We start from the raw sequence: 18421 nt of genomic DNA on the forward strand, positions 1-18421 counted from the left end.
GCAGTCCTACTCCGAGCGCAGGGCCTGCATGGGGTCCACAGCGGCGGCCCTGCGTGCGGGAATGAGCACTGCGGCAAGCGAGACGATCATGAGCAGCAGAGGGACCGCGAGGTAAGTGAGCGGATCAAAGCGGCTGACGTGGTAGAGGCTGCCACGCAGCAGGCCGGTGGCGACAAAGGCGAGCATCAGGCCGACGATAGCACCAGAGGCCCCGAGAAAGAGGCCGCGGCTCGCGATCAGGGTGAGGATGCGACGCCGATCTGCTCCGAGCGCCATGCGCACGCCAAACTCCCGGCTGCGCTGCTCTACCAGATAGGAGAGCACCCCGAAGAGGCCGATGACCGCAAGCACGGTCGCCGAAACAGCAAAGGCAGTGAGCACCTGGAGCGTGAAGCGACGCTGAGCAAGCGATGCTTCGATCAGCGTGGAGAGCGTGGTGACGTTGTAGAGCGGAAGCTCGCGGTCCAGCGACCATACCGCCTGCTGGATGGCGGCGAAATCGGGAGTGGAGTCACCGGTGCTCCGCAAGATAAAGGCGACGCTTCCAGCCACTCCGTGGCCACCGACCTGATTGAGAGCCATGTACGTCATCGCGGGAGGATCGGTGTCGAGTGCCGCAATATGCACATCCGCGGCAATGCCGATGATGGTGAAGAGCGCGGGTCCGGACCACTCGAAACGCTGACCGATGGCATCCCGTTCAGGGTAAAGCTGGCGGGCAAAGGCCTGGCTGACGATCACCACCGGTGTGGACGGATTGTTGTCCTGGGCAGTGAAGTCGCGTCCGCGCAGGATCGGAATGCCCATGGCGCGGAAGTATCCGGGACTGACCATGGAGTTTTCCGCCCAGTGGTATTCATCCGGCGGCGCATGCTCGATGTGAATGCCGATTTCGCGTGAGTCTCCCAGTGGCAGGTGGCTGGCAATCGCAACGCGAGTGACGCCGGGGAGATGCGAAAGCCGGTCGAGGACTTCGAACTCCGCCTGCACACGCTTCGCAGGATCGGGATAGCGAGCCGCATCGAAGACCGTGCGCACCACCGTGGTGGATTGCGGGTCGAAGCCGAAGGGCGCAGAGATGAGTCGCTCGAAGCTGCGAATGAGCAGACCTCCGGCGATGAGCAGGGTGATGGCCAGGGCGATCTCCGACACCGCGATGGCATGCAGCAGGCGCTGGCTCGAACGCGTACCGCCAATCTGGGTGGTGTCCTTGAGCGCGGACTGCGGCGCGGTGTGCGAGAGCTTCCACGCCGGCACAAGGCCGAAGAGCACAGCGGCCACGACCGTGATGCCCAGCGCAAAGAGCAGCACCGGACCGTGCAGTGAAACATCATGCAGGCGTGGCACTGCGGCTGGCCCCCAATGACGGAGCGCGAGGATCAGCACCTCGGCAAGCGCGACGCCCGCGATGGCTCCTCCGGTGGAGAGCACCAGGCTCTCCACCAGGCACTGGCGCAGCAAACGGATGCGACCGGCACCGATCGCAGCACGGATGGCCATCTCTCGCGTGCGATGACCGGCACGGGCAAGCAACAGACTGGCCACATTGGCGCAGGCGATGAGGAGCACGCAGGCGACAGCGGCCATCAACAATAGGGCCAGAGGCCGGGCTTTCTGCATGGAGTAGGCCGCGAAGGGATAAAGGCTCGTCTCGAGACGCAGCGTACCGGAATAAATATCGGAGTGCTCGGTCTCAAAGGCCGCACAGAGGTGAGCGATCTCGGTGCGTGCCTGCTCGACGCTCACGCCTGGGCGCAGCCGACCGACAAGGCCGACGCCGAACTCCATGATGCGGTTATGCGGCTCAAGCAATTTTGGCGAAGGCACATCGGGGAGCCAAAGATCAGCCATCTCCGAGAAGGGCTTGCCATCGAAGGGAAAGCGGAAAGACGGCGGCATGATGCCGATCACCTGCACCGGTCTTTCGTCGAGCTGGATCGTCCTGCCAAGGATGGCGCGATCACCGCGGTATTCGTTCTGCCAAAGACGCCAGGAGAGAACAGCAACGGCGTCATGTCCAGGCTTGTCCTCTTCTTTCGTGAATGTGCGGCCGAGCACAGGTGAGACTCCGAGCAGCGGAAAGATCGAGGGAGAGACGGTGGCTGCGTTGATGCGCATCGGCTGACCAGAGCCGGTGAGGTTCAGTCCCTCACTGTTGTATGTGCCCATCGCCTCGAAGGATCGGCTGCGGGCCATGTAATCGCGCGCCTCCTGCACGGAGACACCGACTTCATCGAGGCTCATGGCGGGCAGGGTCTCGGTGATGAACATGATCTGTCCGGCATCGCGATACGGCAGTGGATGAAAGAGCACCGCATCAAGCAGGCTGAAGACCGCGACGTTGCCTCCGATACCGAGCGCGAGGGTGAGCAGGCAGGCCAGGGTGAATCCGGGCGCGCCTGCGAGCTGGCGCAGAGTAAAGCGCACGTCGGCGATAAGGCTTTCTGCGGTGGGCCACTGCCAGGCCTCACGGCTGCGCTCTTCGAGCAGCGCCACATTGCCGAAGGCGCGGCGGGCTGCCAGCTCAGCCTCTTCACGGCTCAGGCCTTCGTCCATCAACTCGTCGATCTTCTCTTCGAGGTGCTCGCGGATGGAAACGGAGAGATCGTCATAACGGCGTCGACGAAAGAACGGACGAAGGATGCGCATGACAGGGATCTCCTATTCCGAACGCAGGGCCTGCATGGGATCGACAGCAGAGGCACGAAACGCCGGCTGAAGGCTGGCCAGAAATGCAACAGCCAGCAGCATGACGGCGGCAGCAGCAAGGCTTGCCGGGTCCCAGGCAGCAACGCCATAGAGCTGGTCGCGAACCAGGGGTGCGAGCGCCGCGGAGGCTGCGGCACCGAGCAGAAGACCGCATGCAGTATCACGCAGAGCAGACCTGGAAATACCGGCAATCACCTGCCCCCGCCGAGCGCCAAAGGCCATGCGCAGGCCGATTTCCCGCGTGCGCTGGGCAACCTGGTAAGACGCCATCCCGTAGAGGCCGACAGCCGTGAGGGTAAGCGCCAGAAGGCCGAAGAGCATGGCCATGCGCGCCAGCAGGCGATCCTGCGTGAAGCTCGCTCCCACCTGCTCGCTCATGGTGCGAAAGCCGCCTGAGGGAAGATTTGGGTCGATCGTGTCGATTTCCGAGCGCACACGCCGCTCAAGCTCGGCGGCAGAGCCGGTGTAGTCCATCACGATGACGGAGATGGCATGGGTCTGCGCCTCAAGATTCACGAAGATGGGATCGGTAAGATGATTCTGCCACTGGGCAAGCGGCTCGAAGACCATCGGCCTCGAACCGGAGCGCAGATCACCATAGAGAGCATCGCCGACAACTCCGACGACCTGGTAAGCTCCGACATCCTCGTGTTCATAGAGACCGAAACGGCGCCCGATGGGATTACCACTTCCAAGAAACTTCCGGACAAAAGCCTCATTGACAACAGCAACCAGCGGTGAACCCGGGCCATCCGAAGCCTGAATGCCGCGACCGAGCAGCACCGGCTGGCCGATGGTCTCGAGGAACCCGGGAGAGACACGATTGAAAAGAACCTGATTATTCTCTTCAGACGCATCGGAGATATGACCCGGCAGATATGCTCCGAAGACCCAGGGATCGTCATCGAACGGCGCATACAGGCTGAGGCCCACCCTGTGCATGCCGGGCAACACCTTGAGCCGCTCCTCGAGAGCGCGATAGAGACCCGCCAGATCGGCTGAGCCGTACCCCGCGGCCTGCGGATCGATATCCAGGACATAGCGATGCTCGGTGCGGAAGCCGAAGTGCTCGTGCTCGCTGTTGTAGAGGCTGTGCGTGAAGAGACCGGCAGCAACCAGCAGCACAAGCGAGAGCGCCGCCTGGAAGACGACCAGGCCACGCTGTGTCAGAACTGCCTCGCCTCCGAGCACCCGGCTGTTGCCGCGCAGCGCCTCGGCAGGTTCGCGGCGCACGGCGACAGAGGCAGGAAAGATGCCGAAGAAAATCCCGGTGAACAGCGAAAGACCCAATGCAAAGCCGAGCACCGGTAGAGAAGGCATAGCGTGGATCGTGCTGTGTGAAGCGCCCGGAAAGGCCAGCGCAAGGATCACGTGCGTTCCGCCATACGCAACGATCAGCCCGGCCGCTCCGCCTATCACGCCCAGCAGGATGCTTTCGGTGATCAGCTGCCGGGCCAGACGCATGCGGGCCGAACCGAGCGCCAGGCGCACCGACATCTCCAGGCGGCGGCGCAGGCCGCGTACCAGCATAAGATTCGCCACATTGGCACAGGCTGTCACCAGCAATAGCGCGGAGATGGCCTGCAGGAAACGCAGCTTCCGGCCTGTCTCCTGTTGCAGCCTCTGGATACCGGCGCCGCCGGGAGCAAGCACGACGCGGGCGCGCTCAACACGCGGCCGCAGCCCGTGTGCGCGATATTCGGTCTGGGTCAGCATCCAGTGGCGCAGCTCGGCAGACACCTGCTGTTCAAGGATCGCCGGCGAGACACCCGGACGCACACGGCCGATGAGGAAGAGCCAGCTGGCGATGGGCTGGTGCAGCACGGAGCTCGATTGCTCGAGCAGCGGTTCGGCAGAGAGTGGAATCCACAGGGATGGAGGCGCCTCGCTGACGCGATCCCCGAAGAACGCAGGAGCGGCCACTCCGACAATGGTGACCGGCTGGCCTTCCATCCGGAATACCGAACCAATGACCGCAGCATCGCCTCCATAGGAGGACTGCCATGCCTCATAACTCAACACTGCGACAGCCGGAGCTCCCGGCTGATCGTCTCCGTCGGTCAGCAGCCGTCCAACTGCCGCCTGCACGCCGAAGGTCTGAAAGTAATTGCCGGAGACGAACTCACGCGTCATCGACGCTACGTGTCCACCCGGGCGCCGCACACTCATACGGCGGATACCCGCCTGCATGGCAGCGAGTTGTTCAAAGCCCGGAGCCGAGGCACGAAGATGCCGGTAGAACTCCCACGAGAAGATGTCGACGCGCCCGTCTGCGTTCTCGAGACCATTGGTGAAGCAGCAGTCGTCGTAAGAATCGCCTAGCCGATAGAGCTGTGCCGGATCGCTCACCGGCAACCGGCGCATGAGAATCTCATGCACGAGCGTGAAGATGGCCGTATTCGCACCAATGCCAAGCGCCATGGTGAGGATCACAACCACCGCGTAGCCCGGCGAGCGGCGCAGCTGGCGAACGGCATAACGGATATCCGCGAAAATACTTTCGGCCGTGGGCCACTGCCAGGCCTCGCGGCTGCGCTCCTCCAGTAACGCCACATTGCCGAAAGCGCGACGGGCAGCCTGCTCGGCCTCTTCACGACTCAGGCCTTCGTCCATCAGCTCATCGATCTTTTCCTCGAGATGCTCGCGAATGGAGACGGAGAGATCGTCATACCGGCGAAGGCGGAAGATGGGACGAAGAATGCGCATGGGCTGAGTTCCTCAGGCTTGCGAGATGGCGAGAACGCGGGTAATACCGGCGAACATGCGCTCGAAGCTGGAGATTTCCTGCTCGAGATGACGAAGACCGGTGTCTGTCAGGCGATAGATGCGGGTAGGGCGGTTCTTGGCGGAGATGCCGGTCTCACACTCAAGCCAGCCCTCGCGGAGCATGCGCTGCAGCGCGGGATAGAGCGAGCCTTCCTCGATTTGCAGCAAGTCGTCGGAGACCTGCTGGATGTGCTTCACGAGCGCATAACCGTGCATCGGGCGCTGGCGGAGCGACTGGAGGATCATCATTTCGAGCGCGCCGGGAAAAAGATCGCGAGAGGCGGAGTTTCTGGGCATGGAAGAAATAGTAGGGACAAATACCTATTTTGAAAATAGTTATTTTTAGAGCCAGACCTGAATCTTCAAAACCACGAAAGACAGACGTGATGTATTCAATAGTGGTGACGAAAGGCCTAAGTCGCGTATGCTGAACGATTAGTAGCTCCACGAAACCAGTCATTTTCCGGGGAAGAATGCGAGAGAAGGCAGGCAGCTCAGCCAGCGTGAAGGCGGGATCCAAAGGTAAGAAGGGCGGAACAGCGAAGGCATCGAAGGCAGAGCATGGAACCAGCCTGCTGACCGCGTTCCAACAGATTCGCGAGCTGATTGTGCACGGAAAACTGGCTCCGGGAACATGGATTGTGGAAGGCGACCTGGCCGACCGTCTGGGTATGAGCCGTACGCCGGTGCGCGGCGCCCTGCACTGGCTGCAACGCGAAGGCTATGTACTGGAGCAGAAGAGTGCGAGCAAGACGCGCATGTTCGTGGCTCCGCTGACCAAGGATGACGCGCGTGAGCTGTATGCGATCATCGGCCGCGTGGAAGGTATGGCAGGACGCCAGACGGCCAAGCTACCCGAGTCCGAACGCAAAGAGATCGCAAAGACGCTGCGGGGGATCAACCAGCAGCTGGACGACATCGTCAAAGATGGGCGGCCTTCGGCTGCCGGAGGAATCTTCGACCTGGACCGGCAGTTCCATCGCACGATTGTCGCCTCGAGCGCGGGACCACGCCTGACGGTGCTGCACAACGCCATCGAGCCGCAAACCGAGCGCTACTGGCGGCTCTATGCAAGCTCGATCATCAATGACCTGCACATCTCGCTCGAGGAGCATGAGGAGATCATCCGTGCCATTGAGGTCGGCGACGCGAATCGTGTGGAGAAGGCGCTGATGGCGAACTGGGGCAACGGCTGCGAGCGGCTGGAACACGTGATCGAGATGTTCGGCGAACGCGGGAGCTGGTAGCACCAGCCTCTACGCATCAAGACCAAAAGGGCTGCATCCGCAGCCCTTTTTCTCTGCCCAATTCCCTTCTTCCACACATTAGAAGATGTGGTGCTCTTCGTCGGTGACGACGATCTGTGCGGCCGCGTTTTCGATGCCTGCCGACTCGGCCGCGGCGCGGACACGGGCGACGGAGAGCCAGTTGTCCTTGTGCGGATGATTGGCCACCCAGGGCGGCAGCGGCATACAGAGATAATGGCTGAGCGCTTCGGCATACCCCTCGTAAAGAGCGCGCATGGCTGCGAGACGGGCCATGGAGTCTCCGTCACGGCAGACGCGGATACCTGACTCACAGAGAAGGCCGTAGAGTGCGTCAAAGCGCTCGGGCGGGAGACGGTTTTCGGACTGCTGTGCGGGTGGGAGCGAGAAGATCTGCGCGATATCGACGAGAGCGTGGCGAGCAATGGCGAAGGTAAGCTGCGCCTGGCGGGCAGCGTGATCCTGCACGCCGGCGATCATGAGCGCGCAAACGTCGAGGATCGCCGTGAGCGCGGAGAGCCAGCTCTGGTTGGAGTGCTGGGAACGGAAGTAGCAGAGCAGCGGATAGGAGATGTGGCTTTCGAGCAGCTCCGCCGACCAGCGCTCCCACTCGATGAGCAAGATGTTGAGCGCCTCGCTGCCGCCGGGAAACGCGTGGCGGCGCATGAGCTCGGCAGCAGTGGGCGGTGAACCGGCACGGGCATCGAGCAAAGAGATATTGACCTCGCGGCGCGAAAAAGCCCCATAGAGCACCGGGAAATAGCCGATGACAAGGGCAAGAAAACCGAGGCCGATACCGGATTCAATCACGACGCAGGCACGAGCCGAGGGGGAATGCGGCGTGAGATCGCCAAGGCCAAGAGTGAAGATGGTGGTACCGCTGAGGTAGAGATCGGACCAGAAGCCGGCATGCGGGGCCAGCGGGTCGTGGATCGGCGTATTCAGCGCGGCATAGAGCAATGCAAAGCCGAAAAGCAGCGCCGCAGCCCAGATAAAGATGAGCAGGAGAAGCGAAAGTGGACCGTAATAGCTGAGCATGGTCTCGCGCTGGCGCGCGTCGCGGATAAGGCCGGCCATGGTGGACCATGGGCGCCAGGTAAGCGCGTAATGCACGTTCGTGATGCGGAAGCGGCCGACGGCACGGCGCGGCACGATGACCGTTTGAAAGGCGTCAAAGAGCGCAGCGACGAGGCACGTAATTCCGGCAAAGAAGAAAAGAATATGCAAGGGAAGGATCTCCGCCAGAGCAGGTTGGCGCTGGGCCAGTGTACGTCATCGCGGTGCGGAAAGGATGAGTCTGAACCCGGAGCATATGCGATGAACGGGCTGGCACGGCTGCTGGTGAAAATGGGAGTGCTGCTGATCGTAGCCGGCGGCTTAGTGTATCTGTTGGATCGCGTGGGGATGCGGCCAGGACATATCCCGGGTGACCTGGCGTGGCGGAAAAGGAATGTTGCCGTCTACTTTCCGCTCGGCACGTCGATTCTGTTGAGTGTGCTGTTGTCACTGGTCTTCTACCTGCTGTCACGCTTCCGGCGATAACGCCGCTGTGCGCTGTGTTTTACGCATGGGGAGCGCATGTAGACTGGGAAGTCGTGGGAGTACCGGAACAGCAGAGCCGCCGCAGAGCGCAGCTCGGATTCAGCTTCGAAGAGGCTCAGGCGCCACAACGGCGAGTCTGGCAGGTAAGCAGCCTGACCGCCCAGTTGCGCGCCGAAGTGGAGCGCAGCTTCCAGGACCTGTGGGTGGAGGGTGAAATCTCCGATCTGCGGATCGCCGCTTCCGGCCATATCTATTTCAACCTGAAAGATGACGGCGCACAGTTGGCGGTGGTCATGTTCCGCCGACAGGCCGGGCTGCTGCGCTTCCGGCCGGAAGATGGGCTGCAGGTGCTGCTGCGCGGGCGGCTGACGGTGTATGAGCAGCGCGGATCGGTGCAAATTGTGGCCGAGCATCTTGAGCCTATGGGCGCGGGCTCGCTGCAGATGGCCTTCGAGCAGGTGAAAGCACAGCTGCAGCGCGAGGGGCTCTTCGATCAAGAGCGGAAGAAGCCACTGCCGGCATTTCCGCACTGTGTGGGTATTATCACCTCGCCCACGGGCGCAGTGATCCGCGACTTTCTCAACGTGGCCGGTAGACGGCATGGGGCGCTGAAGGTGTTGCTGTATCCGGCGCTGGTGCAGGGCGACAGCGCGGCGGCGGAAGTCGCCGCTGGAATTCGCTATTTCAACCAGTCGCGCGAGGTGGATGTAATCGTCATCGCGCGCGGCGGCGGATCGCTCGAAGACCTGATGGCCTTCAACTCCGAGGCTCTCGCACGTGTGATCGCGGCATCCGAACTGCCAGTGGTTTCAGCCGTCGGGCATGAGACAGACTTCACCATTGCCGATTTTGTCGCCGACCTGCGCGCGCCAACTCCTTCGGCCGCGGCGGAGTTGATCACTGTGGCGCAGCATCGGATCGAAGAACAGGTGGAGGAGCTTTCGCTGCGCCTGCAGCGGGCGGCCCGTTACGCGCTGATGCGTGCGCGCGACCGGCTCTCGCGTATCGCTGCACCTGCAGCACTGGCACGATTTGAGGATGCACTGCAGCGCCGCCAGCAGCGCATCGACGAGCTGATGCTGCGCCTGCAGACGCACATGGGGCGCAGACTACAGCACGAGGCAATGCGCTGGCAGCAGATGACCGAGAGCCTGATGCGACACGATGTACGGCATCGTCTACGCCTGACAGCCGGACAGCTGGACGCGCTGGGTGGACGACTCATGCAGGCACAACAAGCCGAGCTGCAGCGCAGGCGGGCGAGGGTAGAAGCGCTCGAACGCATGCTGCATTCACTCTCACCGCTCGGTGTGCTGGAGCGTGGCTATGCGCTGGTATATGACGATCAGGGAAGGTTGCTGCGCTCCTCGAGCGAAGCACAGCCGGGACAGACGTTGCGCACACGGCTGGCGCAGGGCACGGTGGAAAGCCGTGTGATTACGACTTCAGAGGACACGACGAAGGAATGAGAAAGCTTTTTGGTACGGATGGAATTCGCGCAGTAGCGGGTGAGGCTCCGCTCGATGCACGCACGATCTTCGCCGTGGGTGTGGCACTGGCGCATCAGCTGAAGCCGGTGGCCGATCGTCCAACGGTAATCCTCGGCATGGACACGCGCGAGTCGAGCGAGTGGATCGCGGCGACACTGACGGCAGGGCTGCTCCAGGGGGGCGCGCATGTCGAGAGCGCGGGAGTAATCACGACGCCGGCAGTCGCCTTCCTTGCGCGCAAGCATGGATTCGCGGCAGGTGTGGTGATTTCGGCTTCGCATAATCCGTGGCATGACAACGGCATCAAGGTTTTTGGCGGTGATGGTTACAAATTAGCGGACGAGGTGGAGCTACGCATCGAAGACGAGATCTTCCGCCAGCTGGAGTCGGTTACGGCTCCGCATGTTGCAGCGCTGAAGGCTCCAGCTGTGAAAGCAGAGTATCGCAAAGAGTATGAAGATTTTCTGCTCTCCTCCGTGCCGGGGCTTGCGCTCGGTGAGATGAAGATCGTGCTGGATTGCGCGAATGGCGCAGCTTCGGCACTGGCGCCGGAGTTGTTTGCGCGGCTGGGTGGCAAAGCTGTGCTGACGCACGCACAACCCGATGGCCGGAACATCAATGACGATTGCGGCGCGCTGCATCCAAAGACGGTTGCCGCAGAAACGAAGGCCCAGGGAGCGGACCTCGGTGTGACCTTTGACGGCGATGCGGATCGCGCACTCTTCGCCGATGCAAATGGCAACGTGGTGAATGGCGATGGGGTACTGCTGCTGGCGGCGCGGGATCTGAAGGCACGCGGCCTGCTGCAGAAGGACACGGTCGTCGCCACGACAATGTCGAACATGGGGCTCGAAGCTGCGCTACGGCGGGATGCGATTGCGATGCTGCGTGCTCCGGTGGGCGACAAGTATGTGCTCGAGCGGATGCAGAACGTGGGCGCATCACTCGGCGGCGAGCAGTCGGGGCACATCCTCTTCCCTCACCTGGCGACAACGGGCGACGGCCTGCTGACCGCGCTGGTGGTGCTCGATGTCGTGCGCAGGAGCGGCAAGCCGCTGCACGAGCTGATCGGCGACCTGAAGGTTTTCCCGCAGGTGATTCTCAACGTGAAGGTGCGTGAGAAGAAGCCGCTGCTCGAAATTACAAGCGTGGCCACAGCCATTGCCGCAGCGGAAACAGAGCTCGACGGCAATGGCCGCGTCGTAATCCGCTACTCCGGCACGGAGCCGCTGGCGCGAGTGATGATCGAGGCTGAGTCGGAAGAGGCAATGCGTCGTCACGCCGAAGCGATTGCAGGGGCAATCCGCACAGAACTGGGCGCATAACGTTTGAGGAAGAAAAGCGGCCGCTGGATTCAACTCCGGCGGCCGCTTTATTTGTCACTGCAACGGTAACCTATTTCAGATCCCGCCAGTTCGCACCGATGCCGACTTCGGCGACAAGCGGCACGCTGAGCTCGATGACGTGCTCCATCTGGTGTTTGACGAGCTGCGCCACCTCGGCGACTTCGGCTTCGGGTACGTCGAAGAGCAGTTCATCGTGAACCTGAAGGATCATGCGCGTCCCGAGCTTGCGCTTTGTGAGCTCGGCGTCGATGCGAATCATGGCGAGTTTAATGAGATCGGCTGCAGTGCCTTGCAGCGGTGTGTTCACCGCGGTACGCTCGGCGAAGCCACGCAGATTCGCATTGCGGCTTTGAATATCGGGAATAGGACGGATGCGGCCGAAGAGCGTGCGGACGCGTTGTTCAGCGCGCGTGGTCTCCAGCAGTGAATCGATGAACGCTCGCACGCCCTTATAGCGCTCGAAGTAGGTCTCGATGTAGAGACGAGCTTCGTTCTGCTCGATACCGAGCTGCGCGGCAAGGCCAAAGGGCGAGATACCGTAGACGATGCCGAAGTTCACAGCCTTGGCGCGGTTGCGCGTCTCCTTGCTCATGTTCTCGGCAGGGACACCGAAGACCTCGGAAGCAGTGAGGGTGTGAATGTCCTTACCGGTACGATAGGCTTCGACAAGTAGCGGATCGGCGGAGAAGTGCGCCATGAGGCGCAGCTCGATCTGCGAGTAGTCGGCAGAAATCAGGCGATTGCCGGGCGCAGCGATGAAGGCAGCGCGAATCTCGCGTCCAAGCTCGGTGCGGACAGGAATGTTCTGCAGATTTGGATTCGTCGAAGAAAGACGGCCCGTAGCGGTGCCGACCTGGTTGAAGGTGGTGTGGACACGGCCTTCGGAGTCGGCAAGCAGCGGGAGCGAATCGACGTAGTTCGACTTGAGCTTGGCGAGCTGACGATACTCGAGCACGAGACGCGGTACAGCGTTGTGCTCTGCGAGCTCTTCGAGAACATCCTGCGCCGTGGAGACGACCTTACCCTTGCCATACTTGAGCGGCTTGGGCAGATTCATCTTGTTGAAGAGCACGTCACCGAGCTGCTTGGGTGAGTTGATGTTGAAGCGATGGCCGGACTGCGTGAAGATCTCTTCCCCGACGCGCTGCATCTCGGTGGAAAGCGTCTCCCCCATGCGGTTCAGCAGCGCGGAGTCGATGCGGACACCTGCTTTTTCCATCTCAAAGAGAATGGGGACGAGTGGCAGATCGATAGTTTCGTAGAGTCGCCGTTCTTCCAGCGCATCCACATCCTCGCGCAGCGTCGGTGTGAGCGCGTGGATGGCGTGGGCAGCCTCAGTCAGCTCGCGTTCCCCTGTCTCCCGCAGCGGCGTGGTGCTGAAGCGCGCGGCCACATCGCTGAGGCGATGCGTAGTGTGGGTCGGGTTAACGAGATAGGAGTAGAGCATCAGATCATCCTGTGCTCCGCGCAGCGTAACACCATGAGCTTCGAGAGCACGCAGTGATCCCTTGAGATCGTGCACGCGCTTGGGAATGCTTTCATCTTCCAGCAAAGAGCGGATAGCATCGAGTTCGACGAGCAGGGCTGCATCGGCTTCAGCTGCAACAGCAACCTTGTGCTTTGCTGGCCGAGGATCTACGTCTTTCTGCGCTGCCTTTTCGACGAGATCGAGCAACGACATGGTCTTGTACACCGGCTCGCGTTCTTCGATGCCTTCCGATTCCTGCTCGGAGACCTGCCCCGAGGCGGACTCGAGAGCGGAAGCTCCGACGGCGATGGCGAAGCCGCTCTCACGCGCCGCCTTCTCAAAAGCAGCGAACTGCTCCAGCGTGGGCTCAAGGAGATGTTCGTAGGCTTGCGTCACTTCGGCTGGCGCGAGTTCCTTGAGCATCGTGGTGAATTCGAGCTCGGTAAAGAGTGCGCGACAGGCGGCGATGTCCGGCGCGGTGGTGCGCATTTTTTCGAGATCGAGCTCGATGGGCACAGAGCAATGGATGGTGACGAGTTCCTTGCTGAGCAGCACGGTATCGCGATTGTTCTCGAGAGACTCGCGGTAGGTCTTGCGCTTGACCTCGGAGGCGCGATCGAGCGCGGCTTCGACAGAGCCGAACTGCTGAATGAGCTCGATGGAGCCCTTGTCGCCGATGCCAGGCGCGCCCGGGATGTTATCGATGGAATCGCCGCGCAGCGCCATCACGTCGATGACCTGTTCGGGTGGCACGCCAAGGGTTTCTACAACCTTGTCGCGATCGAGGACGAGATTGTCCTTGGCGGGGTTGAGGATCTTTACGCTGTCGGTGACAAGCTGCAGCATATCCTTGTCATTCGAGACAACGTAGACGGGATGACCAGCTTCGGCAGCCTTGCGCGAGAGTGTGCCGATGACATCATCCGCCTCGAAACCCTCCGCCGAAACAATGGGAATATGGAAAGCCTCAAGAGCACGCCGGATATAAGGGAGTTGCTGCGCGAGATCGGCTGGCATCTCGGCACGATTGGCCTTGTAGCCGCCGTATTCGACTTCGTCGAACTGCTGCGTCTTGATATTGAACTTGCGCACGGTGGTCATGGTCTTCGCGCGCTCATCACGGAAGACAGGGCCACTGAGATCGAAGACGGCGGCGAAATACTCCGGGCCGAAATCCTTGCGCAGCTTGTTGATCATGTTCACGAAGACATACGTCGCGGCGGTGGGAACGCCGGTGCGCGTGGACATGGGCCGCTGCCTCTGCATCGCGTGATAGGCACGGAAGATGAAAGACATGGAGTCGAGCAGATAGACGGGCGCGGCAGTGCTGGCTACGTTAGACATCCTGTTGAGTCTACCGCTTCAGGGCGAGGAATTCCCGGGCGTGGAGTCGTGCTTTCCCCCACTCAAGCCGACTGCGGGCTTGAATGGGCCACCCGAGGTATGCAGCTCAGGAGAGGAACATGCAGTCGCCGTAGGAGAAGAAGCGGTAGCGTTCTGCAACGGCATGGCGATAGGCGGCGAGCACGTGATCCTGGCCTGCAAAGGCACTCACCAGCATGAGGAGGGTGGATTGTGGGAGGTGGAAGTTGGTGAGCAACGCGTTAACCGCTCGGAATCGGAAGCCGGGCGAGATGAAGATGTTTGTACTCCCGGCATGCGGCGTGAACTCTTCACCCAGTAGCGCGCAGTGCTCGAGAGTACGCACGGTGGTCGTACCGGCAGCAACGATGCGGCGGCCTTCGCGGCGCGCGGCATTCAGCGCTGTAGCGGTAGCCTCCGGCAACGTATAGCGCTCGGTGTGCAAATGGATATCCTCGAGTCGCTCGACACGCACCGGCTGGAAGGTCCCGAGGCCGACATGCAAGGTGACATAAGCAACCTCGACGCCACGCTGACGAATGCGGTCGAGGATCTCCGGGGTGAAGTGCAGGCCGGCGGTGGGCGCGGCAACGGAACCGCGGTCCTCGGCAAAAACAGTCTGATAGCGCTCGCGATCGGAGTCTGCGTCTTTTTCGCCGCGATGGATGTAGGGCGGCAACGGGATGCGGCCCAGGGCCTCAAGCGCCGCGAAAAAATCGGGAACCGGTTGGAAGCGCAATGTACGCTCGCCGAATTCACCGCGGTCCAACACTTCGGCGTGGAGGTCTCCAGCGCCGAACACAAGCTGCGTGCCGGGCTGCACCTTGCGGCCAGGCTTGACGAGCACTTCCCACTCCCATTCACTGCGCTGGGTCGTGAGAAAAACTTCGATGCGGCCGGTGTGCTCGATGCCGGAAGCAGTATCGACCCGACGGCCATAGAGGCGCGCGGGGATGACGCGGCTGTTGTTGAGAACGAGCAGATCACCTTCGCGCAGCTGCTCGGGAAGATGCTGGAAGGCGCTGTCCTGCCAGTGCCCGGTGTTGCGATCAACGAGCAGCATACGGGCGCCTGAGCGCTCGGAGGGCGGCTGCTGGGCGATGAGCTCTTCAGGGAGTTCGTAGTCGAAATCGGTAACGAGCACTGCTTTGATTTTATCGGGAACGCGCAGGGCAGGCCTGCGCGTTCCGGCTTATAGCCCTTCGCCGGTAAAGGGGTTGATCTCGTTCGGCTTGGCAGATGTGGGATCGATTTTCTTGGCTGGAGGCGCTAACGCGTGGCCGGCAGCGGCTCCAACCGGGATATCGCCTGGATTGGCGGAGAAGACGCGAAGCGGATCACCAGGAAGCATACCGTGCTCGGCCAAGGCGATACGGATGCGGCGCTGGGTTTCGCGCATCGGGACCCACTGCTGGTTGGCTTTGGTACGCAACTGGACGGGATAGATCACCTGCGACCCCTTGATGGCGTCGACGCCGAGGAGAGTAGGATCGGCCAGATAAACATCTTTATACGCAGGATCGTTGCGCACGCCCATGGCTACCTCCTTGAGCAGCTTCATCACATCGTCAGGATTGGCGGAGTAATCGACCGAAACATTGATAGTCGCCACAGAGAAGTCGCGGGTCTGGTTGGCCACGATGGTGATCTGCGAGTTCGGTACGACATAGAGCGTGCCGTCGCTATCGCGGAGCATGGTTTTACGCAGAGACATGGCCTCCACCGTCCCGGAGACCCCAGCGATGCGAACGATATCCCCGATACCATACTGATTTTCAAGAAGAATGAGGATACCGTTCAGACCGTCCTTGACGATCGTCTGTGCCGCCAGACCGATGGCGACGCCGGCGACACCGGCCGAGGCAAGGATTGGCTGCAGATTGAAGCCGAGCAGAGGCAGAATTTCGAGCGCGGCGATGAAGGTGATAATACCGACACCGGTAGCACGGATGACCGAGGTGAGTGTTTTGACCTGGGCCACATTGCCTGTGCCTTGCGCTGCATGCAATTCAGCCAGCTTTGCCACGCGGTTGGTGACGGTCCGGAGCACCCTGGTAAGAATCCAGGCCCCGAGGGCGGTCACCAGAACCTTCGGCAACACGCTGTGCAGGAACTCCTGCAGGTCGCCAAGCCACTCCGTGTTCAGCGAATCAAAGAATCCGCGCGGAGAGGACGCAAGTGCGGAAAGTGGTTGAGTAAAGGGATGCATTACAAATTCCTATTCCTATAATGAACGCAACTTCGAATCGCCACGACACAAATCACCATCAGTCTGGAGGCGGGGATGCGAGCCAAACTGTTCGATGCAATAGGATGCTGGGCAGTCGTCTTCCTTGTGGCAGCGGGAACGGCCGGCGGGCAGCAACAGGATCAGACCACACCGCCTATCTCCTCCACTTCGACCGTGCACATGGGGAGCAGCTCGAATACCGACAGCAGCATGATCGAGCAGGAGATGGCAGAAAAGCTGGCGAAACGGCGGAATTCCGAACGCCAGCAGCGCATTGTAGATGACACGACACAGCTGCTGGCTCTTGCCCAGGAGCTCAAAGCAGAGGTCGACAAGAGCAACAAGGACCAGCTCTCGATCGATGTGGTGAAAAAGGCGGAAGAGATCGAAAAACTGGCCAAAGCGGTCAAGGAGAAGATGCGTGACGGCCAGTAAGCTTCGGCTCCGAGCCTGCTACCCGGCTCAGGCCTGAGTATTCGCAGGCTCCTGGCTGACATGGAGCGAGAAAAACCGCTTCCGGCGATAGAGCACGATCAGCCGGACGGAAAGTGCGAGCGCTCCGCCGATCGCGGTACAAAGAGCCCGGCGATGCGCGATCACGTCACTCGGCGTAGAGGCCAGCGAGAGCAGGAAGACGATGTATCCGGTGATACAGACGGTGAAAAGTGCATAGTTGATGTTCATGGTTGCGTAAGCAAGCCACGCAAACAGGATGCAGCAGACCACGATCCATGTCAGGGATGGCTGCCACCAGCCAATAGCGACAGACAACAGGTAAGCGCCGGCAATGGTGCCGACGGTGCGCGCGATGGCGCGGCTGGCTGTATCCGCAAGCCCCGGCTTCAGTACCAGCATGGCGGTCATCGGAATCCAGTAGCCGCTGGAGAAATGCAGCCGGCGGTAGATTTCCGTGCTTACGCCGAGCGTAACCATCAGCCGCAGGGCATACGGGACCACGGAATTGGTGATCCGCCCCGTTCTGAGGTGTGCAGAGAGCTCGACGACCATGGTGCGCAAGGCCTCACGCTCGGCGCGAACATAATGCCCCATCCGGACCAGGTCCTGGCGCAGCTGGCTCCATAGCTGGAGCAAAAGGGTGGAGCACAGCACCTGAACGCTGCCACCAGCCAGCAGCAGCAGGGCACGGATCAACGCAGCATGCGCGGTAAACGGAAAAGCGGAACCGACAAGCAGAGTGGTGACACACTGCTGTCCAACCCATCCATAGCCGCCTTCGCGGCTGGTCAGCATGCCGTAACCGAATCCCCAGAGCGCCGCAAGCGGCACGAGGATGCTGTTCTCGTGACCGGCAATCATGCCGATGAAGCTCGAAAAGGCGATGCCGAATGAGGCAAGGATCATGGGCAGCAGGCGTGATTGATCGATCTGCTGCTTGGAGCCAAATCCTACCGTCGCCGCGCCACCACCGGCGATCAAAGCCGCGCCCGGATGTCCTGCCAGCATGCCGATCACCAGGCACAGCGCAACCGGGACGACAAAAATGAGATCGGCAGCGAAGGTCTGCTTCTTCCAGTCAAATACCAGGACATCCTGCATATAAGCAGGGACAGAATGCGTCTGCGTCTCAGGATTGATGGAATTGCTGACTGGAGTCGAGGACATCTTCTCTTCTAGGATGGCACGAAGCCCGGCAGCCGGACACCCCACTGAACCCGCCACGGTGCCATCCGCATCTTACTTAATAGATGCAAAAGACGGGCGAATCCGCGGATTCGCCGGAAGAAAAGAGAGAGTATGCCCATCATCGAAACGTGCGGACAGTGTGGTGCAAAAAACAGAATTCCGGTTGAGCATCTGGCGGACACAGGGCGCTGCGGAAGCTGTAAAGCTCCGCTGCCGCCCACACGCCAGGCTATTGCCGCCGACATAACGCTGTTCGATGAAGTGGTAAACAAGGCGCGCGTCCCGGTGCTGGTCGATTTCTGGGCAGAATGGTGCGGCCCATGCCGCATGGCGGCTCCGCATGTGGCGGAAACAGCCAGGCAGATGGCCGGTCAAGCCATAGTGCTCAAAGTGGATACCGAAGCGCATCCTCAGCTGGCAGCACGCTATAACGTCCGCGGTATCCCCAATTTCGCGGTCTTTGCCGAAGGCCGACTTGTGCACCAGCAGGCCGGGCTGGTCGGCGCTGATCAGATGACCCACTGGCTGCGTGACGCTGCTGCCGCTGTCCGCTAAAAAAGCCCGGATCGAGCAGCAAAATACCCGTCGAGGGATCGATT

14 protein-coding genes are annotated in these 18421 nt (G+C 61.2%); 6 read left to right on the forward strand and 8 right to left on the reverse strand.

Features of this window, described 5'->3' with window-relative positions; translation table 11 throughout:
• Positions 1 to 6: 6 nt before the first annotated feature.
• The 3 genes from ESZ00_RS13665 to ESZ00_RS13675 are packed head-to-tail and all read right to left on the reverse strand — an operon-like array spanning position 7 to position 5772.
• A complete protein-coding gene (locus ESZ00_RS13665) occupies positions 7 to 2649 on the reverse strand; it encodes an ABC transporter permease (RefSeq protein WP_129208801.1) in 2643 nt (880 codons plus the stop codon).
• A 12-nt stretch (positions 2650 to 2661) separates the two neighbouring features.
• On the reverse strand, positions 2662 to 5415 hold the full coding sequence (locus ESZ00_RS13670; RefSeq protein ID WP_129208802.1) for an ABC transporter permease: 2754 nt from the start codon (positions 5413 to 5415) through the stop codon (positions 2662 to 2664).
• A gap of 12 nt (positions 5416 to 5427) precedes the next feature.
• Entirely contained in the window at positions 5428 to 5772 is a 345-nt protein-coding gene (locus ESZ00_RS13675) for a PadR family transcriptional regulator (protein ID WP_129208803.1), read from the reverse strand.
• Between the two features lie 176 nt (positions 5773 to 5948).
• Between ESZ00_RS13675 and ESZ00_RS13680 the strand changes: the two genes are divergently transcribed.
• Positions 5949 to 6722, forward strand: a complete 774-nt coding sequence (locus tag ESZ00_RS13680) for a GntR family transcriptional regulator (protein ID WP_129208804.1) — start codon at positions 5949 to 5951, stop codon at positions 6720 to 6722.
• 78 nt (positions 6723 to 6800) lie between these two features.
• On the opposite strand, the gene ESZ00_RS13685 is transcribed toward ESZ00_RS13680, so the two are convergent.
• On the reverse strand, positions 6801 to 7967 hold the full coding sequence (locus ESZ00_RS13685; protein ID WP_129208805.1) for a potassium channel family protein: 1167 nt from the start codon (positions 7965 to 7967) through the stop codon (positions 6801 to 6803).
• Between the two features lie 90 nt (positions 7968 to 8057).
• Between ESZ00_RS13685 and ESZ00_RS13690 the strand changes: the two genes are divergently transcribed.
• The 3 genes from ESZ00_RS13690 to glmM are packed head-to-tail and all read left to right on the forward strand — an operon-like array spanning position 8058 to position 11097.
• Positions 8058 to 8282: a DUF2905 domain-containing protein gene (locus tag ESZ00_RS13690; protein WP_129208806.1), complete on the forward strand. Its 225-nt coding sequence runs from the start codon at positions 8058 to 8060 to the stop codon at positions 8280 to 8282.
• A 53-nt stretch (positions 8283 to 8335) separates the two neighbouring features.
• Positions 8336 to 9751, forward strand: coding sequence for an exodeoxyribonuclease VII large subunit (xseA, locus tag ESZ00_RS13695; RefSeq protein ID WP_129208807.1), 1416 nt, complete (start codon positions 8336 to 8338; stop codon positions 9749 to 9751).
• Positions 9748 to 11097 (forward strand): phosphoglucosamine mutase, encoded by a 1350-nt coding sequence (gene glmM, locus ESZ00_RS13700; RefSeq protein WP_129208808.1) that lies wholly within the window; start codon positions 9748 to 9750, stop codon positions 11095 to 11097. The genes xseA and glmM overlap by 4 nt, the downstream gene beginning before the upstream one ends.
• Before the next feature lie 70 nt (positions 11098 to 11167).
• Here glmM and polA read toward each other — a convergent pair whose 3' ends face one another.
• The 3 genes from polA to ESZ00_RS13715 form a co-directional block, all read right to left on the reverse strand.
• Positions 11168 to 13930 (reverse strand): DNA polymerase I, encoded by a 2763-nt coding sequence (gene polA, locus ESZ00_RS13705; RefSeq protein WP_129208809.1) that lies wholly within the window; start codon positions 13928 to 13930, stop codon positions 11168 to 11170.
• Positions 13931 to 14036: 106 nt separating this feature from the next.
• Positions 14037 to 15092: a tRNA preQ1(34) S-adenosylmethionine ribosyltransferase-isomerase QueA gene (gene queA, locus ESZ00_RS13710; protein ID WP_129208810.1), complete on the reverse strand. Its 1056-nt coding sequence runs from the start codon at positions 15090 to 15092 to the stop codon at positions 14037 to 14039.
• 48 nt (positions 15093 to 15140) lie between these two features.
• Positions 15141 to 16157 carry a mechanosensitive ion channel family protein gene (locus ESZ00_RS13715; protein ID WP_129208811.1) on the reverse strand — a complete coding sequence of 339 codons (1017 nt, stop codon included), beginning with the start codon at positions 16155 to 16157 and terminating at the stop codon, positions 15141 to 15143.
• 75 nt (positions 16158 to 16232) lie between these two features.
• Between ESZ00_RS13715 and ESZ00_RS13720 the strand changes: the two genes are divergently transcribed.
• Complete coding sequence (locus ESZ00_RS13720) at positions 16233 to 16613, forward strand: hypothetical protein (RefSeq protein ID WP_129208812.1); 381 nt, start codon at positions 16233 to 16235, stop codon at positions 16611 to 16613.
• 27 nt (positions 16614 to 16640) lie between these two features.
• Here ESZ00_RS13720 and ESZ00_RS13725 read toward each other — a convergent pair whose 3' ends face one another.
• Entirely contained in the window at positions 16641 to 17801 is a 1161-nt protein-coding gene (locus ESZ00_RS13725; protein ID WP_129208813.1) for an FUSC family protein, read from the reverse strand.
• Between the two features lie 132 nt (positions 17802 to 17933).
• Here ESZ00_RS13725 and ESZ00_RS13730 point away from each other — a divergent pair, with 132 nt between their 5' ends.
• On the forward strand, positions 17934 to 18377 hold the full coding sequence (locus ESZ00_RS13730; protein ID WP_129208814.1) for a thioredoxin family protein: 444 nt from the start codon (positions 17934 to 17936) through the stop codon (positions 18375 to 18377).
• The last annotated feature ends 44 nt before the right edge of the window (positions 18378 to 18421 follow it).

This window comes from Silvibacterium dinghuense (assembly GCF_004123295.1).
GTDB lineage: Bacteria > Acidobacteriota > Terriglobia > Terriglobales > Acidobacteriaceae > Silvibacterium > Silvibacterium dinghuense.